This window comes from Micromonospora sp. NPDC126480, from assembly GCF_040302465.1.
GTDB lineage: Bacteria > Actinomycetota > Actinomycetes > Mycobacteriales > Micromonosporaceae > Micromonospora.
The window spans coordinates 1-13,607 of sequence record NZ_JBEORU010000041.1 but is presented as its reverse complement, the minus strand read 5'-3'; the positions used below and the strand labels follow the sequence as shown (position 1 = coordinate 13,607).

General features: G+C 72.8%; 15 protein-coding genes. 8 read left to right on the top strand and 7 right to left on the bottom strand.

All coding sequences use genetic code 11. The features are described 5' to 3' along the window. The 3 genes from ABTW87_RS27715 to ABTW87_RS27705 all read right to left on the bottom strand — a co-directional run bounded on the left by ABTW87_RS27715 (position 1) and on the right by ABTW87_RS27705 (position 2,746). Positions 1 to 966 carry a TIGR03885 family FMN-dependent LLM class oxidoreductase gene (locus ABTW87_RS27715; RefSeq protein ID WP_350654087.1) on the bottom strand — a complete coding sequence of 322 codons (966 nt, stop codon included), beginning with the start codon at positions 964 to 966 and terminating at the stop codon, positions 1 to 3. A gap of 88 nt (positions 967 to 1,054) precedes the next feature. Further along, positions 1,055 to 2,470: an NADP-dependent succinic semialdehyde dehydrogenase gene (locus tag ABTW87_RS27710; RefSeq protein ID WP_350654085.1), complete on the bottom strand. Its 1,416-nt coding sequence runs from the start codon at positions 2,468 to 2,470 to the stop codon at positions 1,055 to 1,057. Between the two features lie 12 nt (positions 2,471 to 2,482). Beyond that, a complete protein-coding gene (locus ABTW87_RS27705; protein WP_350654083.1) occupies positions 2,483 to 2,746 on the bottom strand; it encodes a DUF6343 family protein in 264 nt (87 codons plus the stop codon). Between the two features lie 136 nt (positions 2,747 to 2,882). On the opposite strand from ABTW87_RS27705, the gene ABTW87_RS27700 reads away from it, so the two are divergent. Continuing rightward, complete coding sequence (locus ABTW87_RS27700) at positions 2,883 to 3,485, top strand: antibiotic biosynthesis monooxygenase (RefSeq protein ID WP_350654081.1); 603 nt, start codon at positions 2,883 to 2,885, stop codon at positions 3,483 to 3,485. 112 nt (positions 3,486 to 3,597) lie between these two features. Beyond that, positions 3,598 to 4,443 carry a GDSL-type esterase/lipase family protein gene (locus ABTW87_RS27695; RefSeq protein WP_350654079.1) on the top strand — a complete coding sequence of 282 codons (846 nt, stop codon included), beginning with the start codon at positions 3,598 to 3,600 and terminating at the stop codon, positions 4,441 to 4,443. Between the two features lie 9 nt (positions 4,444 to 4,452). Here the strand turns inward: ABTW87_RS27695 and ABTW87_RS27690 are convergent, their stop codons facing one another. Then, the gene (locus ABTW87_RS27690) at positions 4,453 to 5,217 is read right to left on the bottom strand and encodes an EcsC family protein (RefSeq protein ID WP_350654077.1); all 765 of its coding nucleotides are present in this window, start codon (positions 5,215 to 5,217) and stop codon (positions 4,453 to 4,455) included. Between the two features lie 40 nt (positions 5,218 to 5,257). After that, entirely contained in the window at positions 5,258 to 5,401 is a 144-nt protein-coding gene (locus ABTW87_RS27685; protein WP_350654075.1) for a hypothetical protein, read from the bottom strand. Positions 5,402 to 5,687: 286 nt separating this feature from the next. Here ABTW87_RS27685 and ABTW87_RS27680 point away from each other — a divergent pair, with 286 nt between their 5' ends. From ABTW87_RS27680 to ABTW87_RS27670, 3 genes are all read left to right on the top strand, one after another. Further along, positions 5,688 to 6,599 (top strand): proteasome assembly chaperone family protein, encoded by a 912-nt coding sequence (locus tag ABTW87_RS27680; RefSeq protein ID WP_350654073.1) that lies wholly within the window; start codon positions 5,688 to 5,690, stop codon positions 6,597 to 6,599. Between the two features lie 203 nt (positions 6,600 to 6,802). Beyond that, positions 6,803 to 7,600 carry an exodeoxyribonuclease III gene (locus tag ABTW87_RS27675; RefSeq protein WP_350654071.1) on the top strand — a complete coding sequence of 266 codons (798 nt, stop codon included), beginning with the start codon at positions 6,803 to 6,805 and terminating at the stop codon, positions 7,598 to 7,600. 25 nt (positions 7,601 to 7,625) lie between these two features. Continuing rightward, on the top strand, positions 7,626 to 7,946 hold the full coding sequence (locus ABTW87_RS27670) for an antibiotic biosynthesis monooxygenase family protein (RefSeq protein WP_350654070.1): 321 nt from the start codon (positions 7,626 to 7,628) through the stop codon (positions 7,944 to 7,946). 73 nt (positions 7,947 to 8,019) lie between these two features. On the opposite strand, the gene ABTW87_RS27665 is transcribed toward ABTW87_RS27670, so the two are convergent. Continuing rightward, the gene (locus tag ABTW87_RS27665) at positions 8,020 to 8,691 is read right to left on the bottom strand and encodes a class F sortase (RefSeq protein ID WP_350654069.1); all 672 of its coding nucleotides are present in this window, start codon (positions 8,689 to 8,691) and stop codon (positions 8,020 to 8,022) included. Between the two features lie 8 nt (positions 8,692 to 8,699). Continuing rightward, positions 8,700 to 9,293: a hypothetical protein gene (locus tag ABTW87_RS27660; protein WP_350654068.1), complete on the bottom strand. Its 594-nt coding sequence runs from the start codon at positions 9,291 to 9,293 to the stop codon at positions 8,700 to 8,702. Between the two features lie 125 nt (positions 9,294 to 9,418). Here ABTW87_RS27660 and trmB point away from each other — a divergent pair, with 125 nt between their 5' ends. From trmB to ABTW87_RS27645, 3 genes are all read left to right on the top strand, one after another. Continuing rightward, positions 9,419 to 10,120 (top strand): tRNA (guanosine(46)-N7)-methyltransferase TrmB, encoded by a 702-nt coding sequence (trmB, locus tag ABTW87_RS27655; protein WP_350654066.1) that lies wholly within the window; start codon positions 9,419 to 9,421, stop codon positions 10,118 to 10,120. 107 nt (positions 10,121 to 10,227) lie between these two features. Further along, a complete protein-coding gene (locus ABTW87_RS27650; protein WP_350654065.1) occupies positions 10,228 to 12,732 on the top strand; it encodes a DEAD/DEAH box helicase in 2,505 nt (834 codons plus the stop codon). A 119-nt stretch (positions 12,733 to 12,851) separates the two neighbouring features. After that, positions 12,852 to 13,499, top strand: a complete 648-nt coding sequence (locus ABTW87_RS27645) for a hypothetical protein (RefSeq protein WP_350654064.1) — start codon at positions 12,852 to 12,854, stop codon at positions 13,497 to 13,499. Positions 13,500 to 13,607: the final 108 nt, after the last annotated feature.

The following is a 13,607-nucleotide window of genomic DNA, read 5'->3' as shown; positions in this document are numbered from 1 at the left end:
TCAGCCGGCGGAACGGAGCTTCGGCAGCACCTCCGCGCCGAACGCGTCGAGGAACGCCCGCTGCTCCTGTCCCACGTGGTGCAGGGCGATCTGGTCGAAGCCCAGCTCGACGTACTCCTCCAGCCAGCCGACGTGCCGGCCCAGGTCGGCGGAGACGTTGACGACCTCGCGCAGCTTCGCCATCGGCACGTCGGCGGAGATCACGTCGAAGTGTTCGGCGGTCTCCAGGTCCCAGCAGACCGGCGGGGCGAAGACGTTGCTGCGCCACTGGTCGTACGCGATCGCCTCGGCCTCGGCCTCGTCGGGCGCCCAGCTGACGTGCACCTGCAGGTGCAGCGACCCGCGCCCGCCGGCGTCCCGGTACGCGTCGATCATGCGCCGCAGGTGGTCGACGGGGGCGTTTACGGTGATCAGCCCGTCGGCCCACCCGGCGCACCACCGGGCGGTCTCGACGCTGACCGCCGCGCCGACCAGCGCCGGCGGCTGCTCCGGCCGGGTCCACAGCCGCGCCCGGTCGACCCGGACCAGGCCGTCGTGGCTGACCTCCTCGCCGGCCAGCAGCGCCCGGATGACGTCGACGCACTCGCGCAGCCGCGCGTTGCGGACGTCCTTGCGGGGCCAGCCGTCACCGGTGATGTGCTCGTTGCTCGCCTCGCCGGTGCCGAGGGCGGCCCAGAATCGGCCCGGGTACATGGCGGCGAGGGTGCCGATCGCCTGCGCCACGATCGCCGGGTGGTACCGCTGCCCGGGCGCGTTGACCACACCGAACGACAGGTTCGTGGCCTGGAGGGCGGCGCCGAGCCAGGACCAGGCGAACCCGGAGTGACCCTGGCGGTCGCTCCACGGGGAGAAGTGGTCGGAGCACATGGCCGCGCCGAAGCCGGCCCGCTCGGCGTGGACCACCGCGTCCAGCAGGGCGCGGGGGTGGATCTGCTCATGGGACGCGTGGAACCCGAACACCGTCATGGCGTCGTTCCGTACCCACCCGGCCCCGCGTGTAAGCAAGGGCCCCTTCTTAACGCCTGGCGTAGTGGAAGGGACCCTTGTTAACACCTCACTCGGCGTGCGCCCCCGCCGACGCGGTGGTCCCGCCCGCGCCGCCGACCCAGACGGTCTTGATGTTGCAGAACTCGCGCATGCCCAGCGCGGACAGCTCCCGCCCGTAGCCGGAGTTCTTCACACCGCCGAACGGCAGCTCCGGGAAGGAGGTGGTCATGCCGTTGACGAAGACGTTGCCGGCGTCCAGGTCGCGGGCGAAACGCTCCTGCTCGTCGGGGTCCCGGGTCCAGGCGTTGGAGCCGAGACCGAACGCCGTGCCGTTGGCCACCTCGATCGCCTCGTCGTACGACGACACCCGGTACAGCCCCGCGACCGGGCCGAAGACCTCCTCGGTCCACATTCGCATCCCCGGTGTGAGGTCGGTGACGACGGTGGGCGGGTAGTACCAGCCCTCCCCCGCCGGCTTCTCGCCGCCGCAGAGGACTGTCGCGCCCTTGCCGACCGCGTCGCGTACCTGGGCGTCGATCTCGTCGCGGCCGCCCTCGCTGGCCAGCGGCCCCACGTCGGTGGCGTCGTCCATCGGGTCACCGACCCGCAGGGCGGACATCCGCGCCGCGAACCGCTCGGCGAAGGCGTCGAACACGTCGGTGTGCACGATGAACCGCTTGGCGGCGATGCACGACTGGCCGTTGTTCTGGCAGCGGGCGGTGGTGGCGACCTCGGCGGCCCGGTCCAGGTCGGCCGAGGGCATCACCACGAACGGGTCGCTGCCGCCCAGTTCCAGCACGGTCTTCTTCAGCTCCCGCCCGGCGACCTGGGCGATGGAGCGCCCGGCGCGCTCGCTGCCGGTCAGCGTGGCGGCCCGGACCCGGGGGTCGCTGAGAATGGCGTCCACGGCGTCGGACCCGACCAGCAGTGTGGTGAAGGCCCCCTCCGGGAAGCCGGCCCGCCGGAACAGGTCCTCCAGGTACAGCGCGGTCTGCGGAACGTTCGAGGCGTGCTTGAGCAGGCCGGTGTTGCCGGCCATCAGGGCCGGCGCGGCGAAGCGGAGCACCTGCCAGAGCGGAAAGTTCCAGGGCATCACCGCGAGCACCGGCCCGATCGGCTGGTACCGGATGAAGGCCCGGGCGGCCTGCACGGCGTCCGCGTCGGCGGGCTCGTCGGCGAGGTACCCGGGCGCCTTCGCCGCGTAGAAGCGGCAGGCCGTCGCGCACTTGATCACCTCGGCCTGCGCCGCGGCGTACGTCTTGCCCATCTCCGTCGTCATCAGCCGGGCGGTGTCGTCCCGCTCGGCGTCGAGCAGGTCGGCGGCGGCGGTGAGCCAACCCGCGCGCTGCTCGACGGTGGTGTCCCGCAACTGCCGGTACGCGAGGTCCGTTCGCCCGATGGCGGCGTCGACCTGCTCGGCCGACATCGCCTCGTACGTCTTGAGCGTCTGTCCGGTGGCGGGGTTGATGGTGGCGATGGCCATGTCGTACTCCTGTCACTCGAACAGCGAGTGCCGCACGCCCGGCTCCTCCCGGCGGCGCGCGGCACGACGCCGCTGGATGATCACCAGGTCGACGACGGCGACCACCGCGAGGACGGCGCAGACGACGCCCAGCCAGGCCACGTCGGCCCGGAACGCCAGCACGGCGAAGACGGTCATGGTGACCAGTCCGAACGTGGCGAGCACGAGGCGGAGGTTGAGGGCGCTGTAGGCGTGGCCGACCGTGCCACGGGCGCGCCGGGGCTGCGATCTCGTCATCACACCGACCTACCCGCCCACGCCACGCTTAACCCGACGAACCGCGACGTGGGCCGGGCCACCGGCCCGGTGGGTTGCGTTACACCGGGGGCTCGCGACCCGCCGGATCCGGGCCCCGGCAGGGAGCATGGAGGGCATGACCATGACCGACGCGCTGCCGGTGACCGTGGCGATCGCGCGGCGCACCGACCCCGCCCGCACCGACGAGATGGTGGCGTGGATGCGCGCCGGCACGGCCCTGGCGGAGGCGTTCCCCGGGTTCCTCGGCGCCGGGTGGGTCCGCAGCGCCCCGGGGTCGGGCGAGTGGCACATGCTCTACCGGTTCGCCGACGACGAGACCCTGCGTCGCTGGGAGGAGTCGCCGCAGCGGCACTGGTGGCTCGCCTCCGCGCAGGGCATCGTCGAGCACACCCGGGTGGAGCGCCGCACCGGGATCGAGGGCTGGTTCGCGCCGCCCGGGCAGACCGTCGAGCCGGTCAGCGCCGAGCCGACGGTCCCGCCGCCGTCGCCGCCGCGCTGGAAGCAGGCGGTGACGATCTGGCTGGCCTTCTTCCCGCTCAGCCTCACCGCGACGCTGCTGACCAGCCGGTTCATCCCGGACGTCCCGCTGGCACTGCGGGTGCTGATCATGACACTGACCCTGACGCCGCTGATGACGTACCTGGTGCTGCCCCGGATCACCCGCGCCCTGGGGTGGTGGCTGCACGGCCGGTCGGGCTCCGGGCGCATACCACGCTGACTCCAGCCGCGGCAGGCCTGTGCCGCATACCCGACACCATAGGTCGACCCCGGCGGTGCACGCATAGAGTTACCGCGCTGTCGCTCTCCGCTTGGCCGACTGGGGAAGGGTCATGCCTCGACGCTGGGTCACCGCAGTCGCCTGCCTGCTCGCGCTCGTCGCGCTCGCCTGCGAGAGCGGCGGCGAGGCGGCGCCACGACCGACCGGCTCGGCGGCGCCCGGCGCCGGCGGGATCGCAGCCCTCGGTGACTCGATCACCGCCGGCCTCGGCTCCTGCCTGCTGCTCACGGCGTGCCAGCGCAACTCCTGGTCGACCGGGAACAGCCTGCGGGTGGACAGCCACTACCGACGGCTGCTCGACCAGGACCCGGCGGTGCGCGGCCGGGCGTACAACCACGCGCGGGCCGGCGCCCGCGCCGAGGGTCTCGCCGCCCAGGCGGAGCGGGCGGTCCAGGACCGGCCGGACCGCGTGACGGTGCTGATCGGCGCGAACGACGTCTGCCGCGGCGGAGTGGAGGCGATGACGCCGGTGTCGACGTTCCGCAGCCAGGTGGACCGGGGTCTACGGGTGCTGCGCAAGAAGCGCCCGAAGGCGCGGGTGCTTGTGGTGAGCATCCCCGACCTGTACCGGCTGTGGGAGATCGGGCACACCGACGAGCGGGCGGTGCGGGCCTGGCGGCGGGGAATCTGCCCGGCCCTGCTGACCAACCCGACCTCGACTGACCCACTGGACCGGGCCCGCCGGGCGACCGTGCGGGAACGCGTCGACGCCTACAACGCCCAGCTCGCCGCCGCCTGCAAGGCGTACGGCTCGCGGTGCCGCTACGACAGCGGGGCCCTGCACCGGGTGCGCTTCACCCTGGAGCTGGTCAACACGCTCGACTGGTTCCATCCCAACGCCGCCGGGCAGGACCGGATCGCCGAGGTCACCTGGCGCGCCTGGGGGCGGGCGACCTGACCGGACGGCTCACCCGCGCCGCTGCTCCGGCAGGCCGCCACCGCCGACCTGCCGGTAGAGCGCGCGGGAGCGCACGGCCAGATCCTTGGTGGCCGAGGAGTTGGCCCAGGTGCCGAGGATGATGGCCGCACCGGGCACCACCTTCGCGAAGACCCGCTTCGCCGCCCGTACCCCGGCCATCTGGGCCAGCCGGACGCCGAGGCGGAGCATCACCCGGCCGAGCGGGGCCTGCCCGCCGGAGCCGAACAACGCCCCGGCCCGCTCCCGGCCGGCGGCGACCCCGAGAGCCAGCCGGGCGCTCTGGGCCGCCTTGTGCACCTTCTGCAGGACGAGAAGGTCGGTGGCGCGGTCGGCGTGGGTGGGATCAACGCCGTACGCGGCGGCGACGTGCAGCACCATCCGCGCCTGCGTCCAGGCGAGCACACCGACGTCGATCACGGCACCGGGCAGCCCGGCCGCGCCGGAGACCGCGCCGGAGAGCCGCGCGTGGTTGACGAACTTGCGGACCGCCGACTCGGCGAGCACCTCGGCGGAGACCCCGGGCTGCTCGGCCCGGACCCGCTCCGCCCACTGCGCCGCCTCCGGCCCGAGCCGGCGTACCGCCTCCAGGGCGAGGTGCTCCGGGGCGTACTGCGGGTCGTCGCGCATCCGGTCCCACAGGCCGGCGGGTGGTGTCTCCGGCGCCGCCGACGGCGTGGCTGGCGGAGGCGCGGCCGTCGGGGACGGCTGCGGTGGGAGGGCGGGCTGGCCGTCGGCGGGCACGGCATCGGTCACTGGGGTCTCCCGGGGGTGGCCTGAGGTCGGCGAACGGGTGTCAGCGGCGGTGCTGGAGCTTCGCGGCGAGGCCCTTCAGCTTCCGCTGGTTGGACGGCTTGGCCAGCTCCCGGCGACCCCGGTCGATCAACTGCTGCCCCTTGGGCGAGCGCAGGAACGCACTGATCCGGTGCATCAGAGACATCTCGTCCTCCTGTCGTGCTGCCTGTACCCATGTGTACCTCGCAGCGACAACGTCTGTACCCCGGACGCCGGGCGAGCAACCGTCCACTGTGGTCGGCGGGGAGGGTACCGTACCGTCCGGTTGCTGCCCGTTCGAGGGATTACCACCTCGCCCAACCGGTCAGCGAGGCACGGACGGTCCCCGCCAGAGGGGCGTGGCGGAATGCATCAGGATTGCGGGTACGTTCCCTCAACCGGGTGCCGTCCGCGCGGTGACCCGTAGGCACATTCCAGGGAGGTCCGCACCGGTGCTCGACCCACACGAGCTATACGAACTCGCCGACGATCTGCCCGACCTCGGTCAGCCGGTCCTGATCCAGGCACTGTCCGGCTTCGTCGACGCCGGCAACGCCACCCGGCTGGCCCGGGAGCAGCTGCTCACCTCGCTGGAGGCGCGACCGATCGCCCGGTTCGACCTGGACCAGCTCTTCGACTACCGCTCGCGCCGGCCGGTGATGACCTTCGTCGAGGACCACTGGGAGTCGTACGACGCCCCGGCCCTGGAGCTGCACCTGCTCCACGACGACGACGAGACCCCGTTCCTGCTGCTCACCGGCCCCGAGCCGGACCTGCAGTGGGAACGCTTCGTCGCGGCCGTCGCCGGGCTCGCCGCACGGCTGGACGTACGGCTCACCGTCGGGCTCAACGCCATCCCGATGGCGGTGCCGCACACCCGGCCCACCGGGGTCACCGCGCACGCCACCCGGCGGGACCTCATCGCCGGGTACGAGCCGTGGCTGCAGCGCGTGCAGGTGCCCGGCAGCGTGGGGCACCTGCTCGAGTACCGCCTCGGCGAGCAGGGCCGCGACGCACTGGGCTTCGCCGCGCACGTGCCGCACTACGTGGCACAGACCGAGTACCCGGCCGCCGCCGAGGTGCTGCTCGCCTCCGTCTCCCGCAGCACCGGGCTGCTCCTGCCGCGTGACGGCCTGCGGGCCGCCGCGGAGGTCGTCCGGGTCGAGATCGACCGGCAGGTCGCCCAGACCGAGGACGCCGCCGCGCTGGTCCAGGCGCTTGAGGAGCAGTACGACGCCTTCGCCCGCGGGCGCGGCGAGAAGAACCTGCTCGCCCCGGATACCGGCGCCCTGCCCACCGCCGACGAACTCGGCGCCGAGCTGGAGCGCTTCCTGGCCGAGCAGACCCGCCCGCCCGAGGTGTAAGGAAGGGTCCCTTGTTAACGCCTCGTGCATAGGAGGGGCCCCTTGTTAACACCTGTGCTCCGGAGCGTCGCAGTGCCCGGCTGGGCGGTGGGCGGGTGGCGCGCGGGGCGGTGGGCACCTGGCGTGCGGCGGCTGGGCGTCCCGGCGCGCGACACGCGCCGGGCCGGGCGGCGGGCCCGCGGCGGATCAGGCAGGCTGGAGGCATGCGCCTGGCGACGTGGAACGTCAACTCCGTGAAGGCCCGCCTGCCCCGGCTGCTCGACTGGCTGGAGGGCACCAAGCCGGACGTCGTCTGCCTCCAGGAGACGAAGTGCCCGGACGGGGCGTTCCCCGTCGCGGAGGTCGGCGCGCTGGGCTACACCGTGGCCAGCCACAGCGACGGAAGGTGGAACGGCGTCGCCATCCTGTCCCGGATCGGGCTTGCCGACGTCACGGTCGGGTTCCCCGACGAGCCCGGCTTCCCCGACCCGGAGGCCCGCGCCCTCTCCGCGACCTGCGACGGGCTGCGGGTCTGGTCGGTGTACGTGCCGAACGGCCGCACGCCCGACGACCCGCACTACGCGTACAAGCTGGCCTGGCTCGCGGCGCTGCGGGACGCGCTTGAGGTCGAGCTGACCGGCGCGCTGCCACTGGCGGTGTGCGGCGACTTCAACGTCGCCCCCACCGACGCGGACGTGTGGGACCCGGCGCTGTTCGCCAACTCGACACACGTCACGCCCGCCGAGCGGGCCGCGCTCGCCGCGCTGCGCGACCTGGGCCTGTCGGACGTGGTGCCGACCCCGATGAAGGGCCCCCACCCGTTCACGTACTGGGACTACCGCGCCGGGATGTTCCACCAGAACAAGGGCATGCGGATCGACCTGGTGTACGCGTCGGCGCCGTTCGCCCGCGCGGTCCGCTCGGCGTACGTGGACCGGGAGGCCCGCAAGGGCAAGGGCCCCTCCGACCATGCTCCGATCGTCGTCGACGCCGACCTGGTCCCGGCCGTCGAGTCGTTCTGACCATTCCCGCCCGTAGGGTGGAGCCATGGCAGTCGTGAAGATCAACGCGATCGACGTCCCGCCCGGTGCCGGCGAGGAGCTGGAGAAGCGGTTCGCCGCACGGGCCGGCGCGGTGGAGAAGTCGCCGGGTTTCCTCGGCTTCGAGCTGCTGCGCCCGGTGGCCGGCGAGAACCGGTACTTCGTCTACACCCGCTGGGAGAGCGAGGAGGCCTACCAGGCCTGGGCCGCCGGTCCGGCCCGCGCCGCCCACGCCACCGCCCCGGGCGAGCAGCCCCGCAAGCCGGCGGCCTCCGGCGCCACCCTGCTCGAGTTCGAGGTGATCCAGTCGGTCACCCCGTCGCGCTGATCATGAAGTCGCGGGCGGTTTCGTCCGTTCCTGCCCGCAAACCGCATGATCAACGCCGGCAGGGCGGCAGCGCTCACGTGTCGCGTGAGGTGGTCATCGTGGCGAAGGCGATGACGTTGTCGGCGTAGCCGGTACGGCCACCCACCCAGTCGCCACCGCAGGTGATCAGGACAAGCGTCGGCTTCCCGTCCTCGACGTACACCCGGTCGGCGGGCAGCTGGTCCTTCGGGAAGTGCTCCACCGAGTCGACCCGGAACTCCACCACCGAGCCGTCGGCGCGGGTCACCTCGACCGGGTCACCCGGACGCAGCTTGTGCAGGTCGTAGAAGACCGACGGGCCACGCTTGGTGTCGACGTGGCCGACGATGACGGCCGAGCCGGGCTCGCCGGGGGTCGGCCCACGGTCGTACCAGCCGGTTTCGTCGGCCCGCTCCAGCGGCGGTACGGCGATCGTCCCGTCCCGGGCCTGCCCCACCGACGCGACCGGTGCGGAGATCTGAACGGCGGGTACGGCGAGGCGGACCGGGCGGCTGGCGGTCAGTCCCTCCCGCTCGCCGCGGGCGGGCCGGTCCGCGCCGGCGGTGGTGGCCCAGTCCAACGGGCCGACGGTCCGACCGAGGCCGGCGCCGGTCGCGAAGACCCCGACCAGCACCAGCACCACCGCGAGAGGGATCGACCACGGGCTGCGGCCGGCCGGCCGGCGGGCCGCTCGGGCGGCCGGTTGGGAGGCGCGGGACGGGGTCATGGTCGTGGTCAGCGGCGGGCGGCGCCACGGGGTCGACGGGTGGACACGAACCACACGACCAGGCCGGTCACGGTCAGCGCGATCCCACCCGGCACCAGCAGCCCGCCGGCCATGTCGCCGGCCGCCCCGCCGAACCCGGTGGCCGGGCCACGACTGGGCCGGACCGACTTGACGACCTGGAGCATCGTCGACGCGCTCTCCCCGCCACGGCACTCCAGCTTGACCCGGTAGTTGCCGGGCAGGGTGCGCTCCCGCACCATCGGCGCCGCGGTCAGCAACCCGTTCTGCGGTCGCACCTGGACGCGCCCGAACGCGTCGGACCACACGATGGCCGGGACGGAGTTGTCCCGGCAGCTCGCCCGGATGCCGACCAGGAAGCCGGGTTCGACGGTGCTCGGGCTCACCTCGACGAAGACGTTCGGCGGCTGTGGCTGCGGCGCCCCGGACGGCGCGGGCGCCGCGACCGGCAGGGCCAGCGCCGACCCCGGGGACGTCACCGGCGCCACGGCGGGCGCGGCCAGGGCGGGCGCGGCGGCGAGCAGCGGGCCGGCGATCGCGGCCGCGATCGTCAGCGCCAGGGCACCGCGGGTCACCGCCACCACAACCCCCTCCCGGGGCACCGGGCCGGGCACCACAGACGCCCGGTCTGCCGTACGGATGGATCCTCTCATCCCCCGCCGCACATCACATCCGATCCGGCGCGGTCCTCGCGTACGCTCGGATCGCTGTGACCACCACCGACTCGCACACCGCCGCGACCGCGCGGAGCATCCGTACCTTCCACCCGCGCCGCGGCCGGATGACTCCGCGCCAGATCGCGGCGCTGGAGCGGCTCTGGCCGCGGTACGGCCTGGACGTTCCGGAGGTGCCGGGCACGCCGGTCGACCCGGCCGGCCTGTTCCCCCGCCGGGCCCCGCTGGTGCTGGAGATCGGTTCCGGGATGGGCGACACCACCGCCGCGATGGCAGCCGCCGACCCGGATCGAGACTATCTGGCGGTCGAGGTGCACACGCCGGGAATCGCCAACCTCCTCGACCTGGTGGAACGGCACGGCCTGGGCAACGTACGGGTGGCGCGGGGCGACGCGTTGGACCTGGTCACCGGCCTGCCCGAGGGGTCGCTGGACGCGGTGCACGTCTACTTCCCCGACCCGTGGCCCAAGGCCCGGCACCACAAGCGGCGGATCATCCAGCCCACCCACGTCGCCCTGCTGCGCTCGCGGCTGGCCGCCGGCGGGACGGTGCACTGCGCGACGGACTGGGCCGAGTACGCCGAGGCGATGCGGGCGACGCTCGACGCCGACCCGGGGCTGGTGAACACCCACGACGGCTTCGCCCCACGCCCCGCGCACCGCCCGGTGACGAAGTTCGAGCGCCGTGCCCTGACCGCCGGCCGCCCGATCGCCGACCTGATCTACCGCCGCCGCTGAAAGGAAGGGCCCCCTCTTAACGCCTGGCGAGGTGGAAGGGCCCCTTGTTAACAGCGCGCGGCCCCGGTTGGCGCGGACGGCCATGATCCAGGCACCATGGACGCGCCATGACACTCACCGCCGCGCTGCCGGCCAGCGCCGATCCCGACACCCTCTACGACGCGTTCGCCGGCTGGGCGTCCGAGCGCGGCCTCGACCTCTACCCCCACCAGGAGGAGGCGGTCATCGAGATCGTCTCCGGCGCCAACGTGATCATGAATACGCCGACCGGCTCCGGCAAGAGCCTGGTCGCGATCGCTGCGCACTTCGCCGCGCTGGCCGACGACCGGACGACCTTCTACACCGCCCCGATCAAGGCACTGGTGTCGGAGAAGTTCTTCGCGCTCTGCGAGGTCTTCGGTGCCGACAACGTCGGCATGCTCACCGGTGACGCCAGCGTCAACCCGGACGCCCCGATCATCTGCTGCACCGCCGAGATCCTGGCCAACCTGGCCCTGCGCGAGGGTTCCCGCGCCGACGTCGGCCAGGTGATCATGGACGAGTTCCACTTCTACAGCGAGCCGGACCGCGGCTGGGCCTGGCAGGTGCCGCTGATCGAGCTGCCGCAGGCGCAGTTCGTCCTGATGTCGGCGACGCTCGGCGACACCACCCGCTTCGTGGGCGACCTCACCCGGCGCACCGGCCGGCCGACCGCCGTCGTCCGCACCGCCGAGCGGCCGGTTCCGCTCCTCTTCTCGTACGCGATGACGCCGCTGCACGAGACGCTGGAGGAGCTGCTGGAGACCAAGCAGGCTCCGGTGTACGTCGTGCACTTCACCCAGGCCGCCGCGCTGGAACGGGCGCAGGCGCTGATGAGCGTCAACGTCTGCACCCGGGCCGAGAAGGACATGATCGCCTCCGCGATCGGGAACTTCCGGTTCACCTCCGGCTTCGGCAAGACCCTGTCCCGGCTGGTGCGGCACGGCATCGGCGTGCACCACGCGGGCATGCTGCCCAAGTACCGCCGCCTGGTCGAGACGCTCGCCCAGGCCGGCCTGCTCAAGGTCATCTGCGGTACGGACACCCTCGGCGTCGGCATCAACGTGCCGATCCGCACCGTGCTCTTCACCGGCCTGTCGAAGTACGACGGGGTCCGTACCCGGCTGCTCAAGGCCCGGGAGTTCCACCAGATCGCCGGCCGTGCCGGCCGGGCGGGCTTCGACACCCTCGGCCGGGTCGTCGTCCAGGCCCCGGAGCACGTGATCGAGAACGAGAAGGCCCTCGCCAAGGCCGGCGACGACCCGAAGAAGCGCCGCAAGGTGGTGCGCAAGAAGCCACCGGAGGGCTCGATCGGCTGGGGCAAGCCCACCTTCGAGCGCCTGGTCGAGGCGGAGCCGGAGCCGTTGACGTCCAGCTTCCAGGTCAGCCACTCGATGCTGCTCAACGTCATCGGCCGTCCCGGCGACGCGTTCGCGGCCATGCGCCACCTGCTCACCGACAACCACGAGGACCGCGCCGCCCAGCGCCGGCACATCCGCCGGGCGATCGCGATCTACCGGGCGCTGCGCGCGGGCGGCGTGGTCGAGGAGCTGCCGGAGCCGGACGAGACCGGGCGGCGGGTCCGGCTCACCGTCGACCTCCAGCTCGACTTCGCGCTCAACCAGCCGCTGTCGCCGCTCGCCCTGGCGGCGATCGAGCTGCTGGACGCCGAGTCGCCGGCCTACCCGCTGGACGTGCTCAGCGTTATCGAGTCGATCCTCGACGACCCCCGCCAGGTGCTGTCCGCGCAGCAGTTCAAGGCCCGCGGCGAGGCAGTCGCCGCGATGAAGGCCGAGGGCATCGAGTACGAGGCACGGCTGGAACTGCTCGACGAGGTGACCTGGCCCAAGCCGCTCGCCGAGCTGCTGGAGAGCGCGTACGAGATGTACCGGCAGGGGCACCCCTGGGTGGCCGACCACCAGCTCTCCCCCAAGTCCGTCGTCCGCGACATGTACGAGCGGGCGATGACCTTCACCGAGTATGTGCAGTTCTACGGGCTGTCCCGCTCGGAGGGCCTGGTCCTGCGGTACCTCGCCGACGCGTACAAGACGCTGCGGCAGACCGTTCCCGAGGACGCCAAGACCGAAGAGCTGGTCGACCTCATCGAGTGGCTGGGCGAGCTGGTCCGCCAGGTCGACTCCAGCCTGATCGACGAGTGGGAGCGGCTGCGCAACCCGTCCGACGTCGAGGAGGTCGCCGCCTCGCTCGACGACCGGCCGGCCGCGGTGACCCGCAACGCCCGGGCGTTCCGGGTACTGGTGCGCAACGCGCTGTTCCGCCGGGTGGAGCTGGCCGCGCTGCGCCGCTGGGATCTGCTCGGGGAACTCGACGCCGGGGACGGCTGGGACGCGGACGCGTGGGCCGACGCGCTGGAGCCGTACTTCGAGGCGTACGACTCGATCGGTGTGGGGCCGGACGCCCGCGGACCGGCGCTGCTGATGATCGACCAGGGCCGCTCGAGTTGGAGGGTGCGGCAGATCATCGACGATCCCGAGGGCGATCACGACTGGGGCATCAGCGCCGAGGTGGACCTCGCCGCCTCCGACGAGGCGGGCGCGGCGGTCGTGCGGATCACCGCCGTGGGACAGCTCTAGCTTTCGATGTACGCGGGCCGCCCGGGATGCCCGGGCGGCCCCTTTCGTTCCCTGGGCAATGTCAGCCCTGTCGATTAGAATGTATGTACTAATCGAGCTGTTGACCTGGGAGGATGCTCGTGACCGCGCCCGCCTCCGCCACCCCTCTCGCCCCCTACACCACGCTCCTCGGCTTCACCCGGTACGTGGACCGCACCGGCCCGACCAAGGCCACCTTCGTCGGCGGCCTGCGCAAGCAGCGGGCCAGCCGCTCCGGCTTCAACCCGCACGGCCAGTTCGTCAAGGCGCTCAAAGCCGACATCGCCTTCCACACCGGCGGCACCCATCTCGACCAGGTGGTCGACGTGGTCAAGCCGCGGTGGCGCCCGCTCTACCAGGCGCTGGTGCCGGGCGCGACGGCCTGGCTGCGCTCCCTCGGCGAGCCGCGCTCGGTCGACCTGGCCCAGACCCGGGACGCCCTCGCCCTGCTCGGCGACCTACCCGTCAAGATCAACCCACACTTCGGCGTACGCCACGCCGACGGGCGCGCCGAGGCGGTGCGCCTGCACTTCGACGAGGCTCCGCCCAGCGAGGAGGCGGTGCTCGCCACCCTGCACCTGATGGCCCGCCACATGGACGCGATCCTGCCGCACGCCGAGCCGGTCCTGGTCGACGTCCGCCGCGGTCAGGCGCACCGCATGCCAGAGGCCGCCAAACCCGACCAGATCGAACGCTGGCTGGCCGGCGAGGCCGTCGCCTTCCGCGCCCTGTGGACCACCGCCGCCTGACGCCACCCGACGCCGCCTAATGGGTCGTACCGAGTTGTTGTAGGACACTCGGCTCCGGTAGCCGCCGGCCGGTGAGCACTCTCGTCGCCTGGATCTTGAGAATCCTAG

Excerpts from the sequence above, each read along its gene's own strand:
- ABTW87_RS27715 (WP_350654087.1), bottom strand. The coding sequence starts at position 966 with ATGACGGTGTTCGGGTTCCACGCGTCCCATGAGCAGATCCACCCCCGC.
- ABTW87_RS27710 (WP_350654085.1), bottom strand. The coding sequence starts at position 2,470 with ATGGCCATCGCCACCATCAACCCCGCCACCGGACAGACGCTCAAGACG.
- ABTW87_RS27705 (WP_350654083.1), bottom strand. The coding sequence starts at position 2,746 with ATGACGAGATCGCAGCCCCGGCGCGCCCGTGGCACGGTCGGCCACGCC.
- ABTW87_RS27700 (WP_350654081.1), top strand. The coding sequence starts at position 2,883 with ATGACCATGACCGACGCGCTGCCGGTGACCGTGGCGATCGCGCGGCGC.
- ABTW87_RS27695 (WP_350654079.1), top strand. The coding sequence starts at position 3,598 with ATGCCTCGACGCTGGGTCACCGCAGTCGCCTGCCTGCTCGCGCTCGTC.
- ABTW87_RS27685 (WP_350654075.1), bottom strand. The coding sequence starts at position 5,401 with ATGTCTCTGATGCACCGGATCAGTGCGTTCCTGCGCTCGCCCAAGGGG.
- ABTW87_RS27675 (WP_350654071.1), top strand. The coding sequence starts at position 6,803 with ATGCGCCTGGCGACGTGGAACGTCAACTCCGTGAAGGCCCGCCTGCCC.
- ABTW87_RS27670 (WP_350654070.1), top strand. The coding sequence starts at position 7,626 with ATGGCAGTCGTGAAGATCAACGCGATCGACGTCCCGCCCGGTGCCGGC.
- ABTW87_RS27665 (WP_350654069.1), bottom strand. The coding sequence starts at position 8,691 with ATGACCCCGTCCCGCGCCTCCCAACCGGCCGCCCGAGCGGCCCGCCGG.
- ABTW87_RS27650 (WP_350654065.1), top strand. The coding sequence starts at position 10,228 with ATGACACTCACCGCCGCGCTGCCGGCCAGCGCCGATCCCGACACCCTC.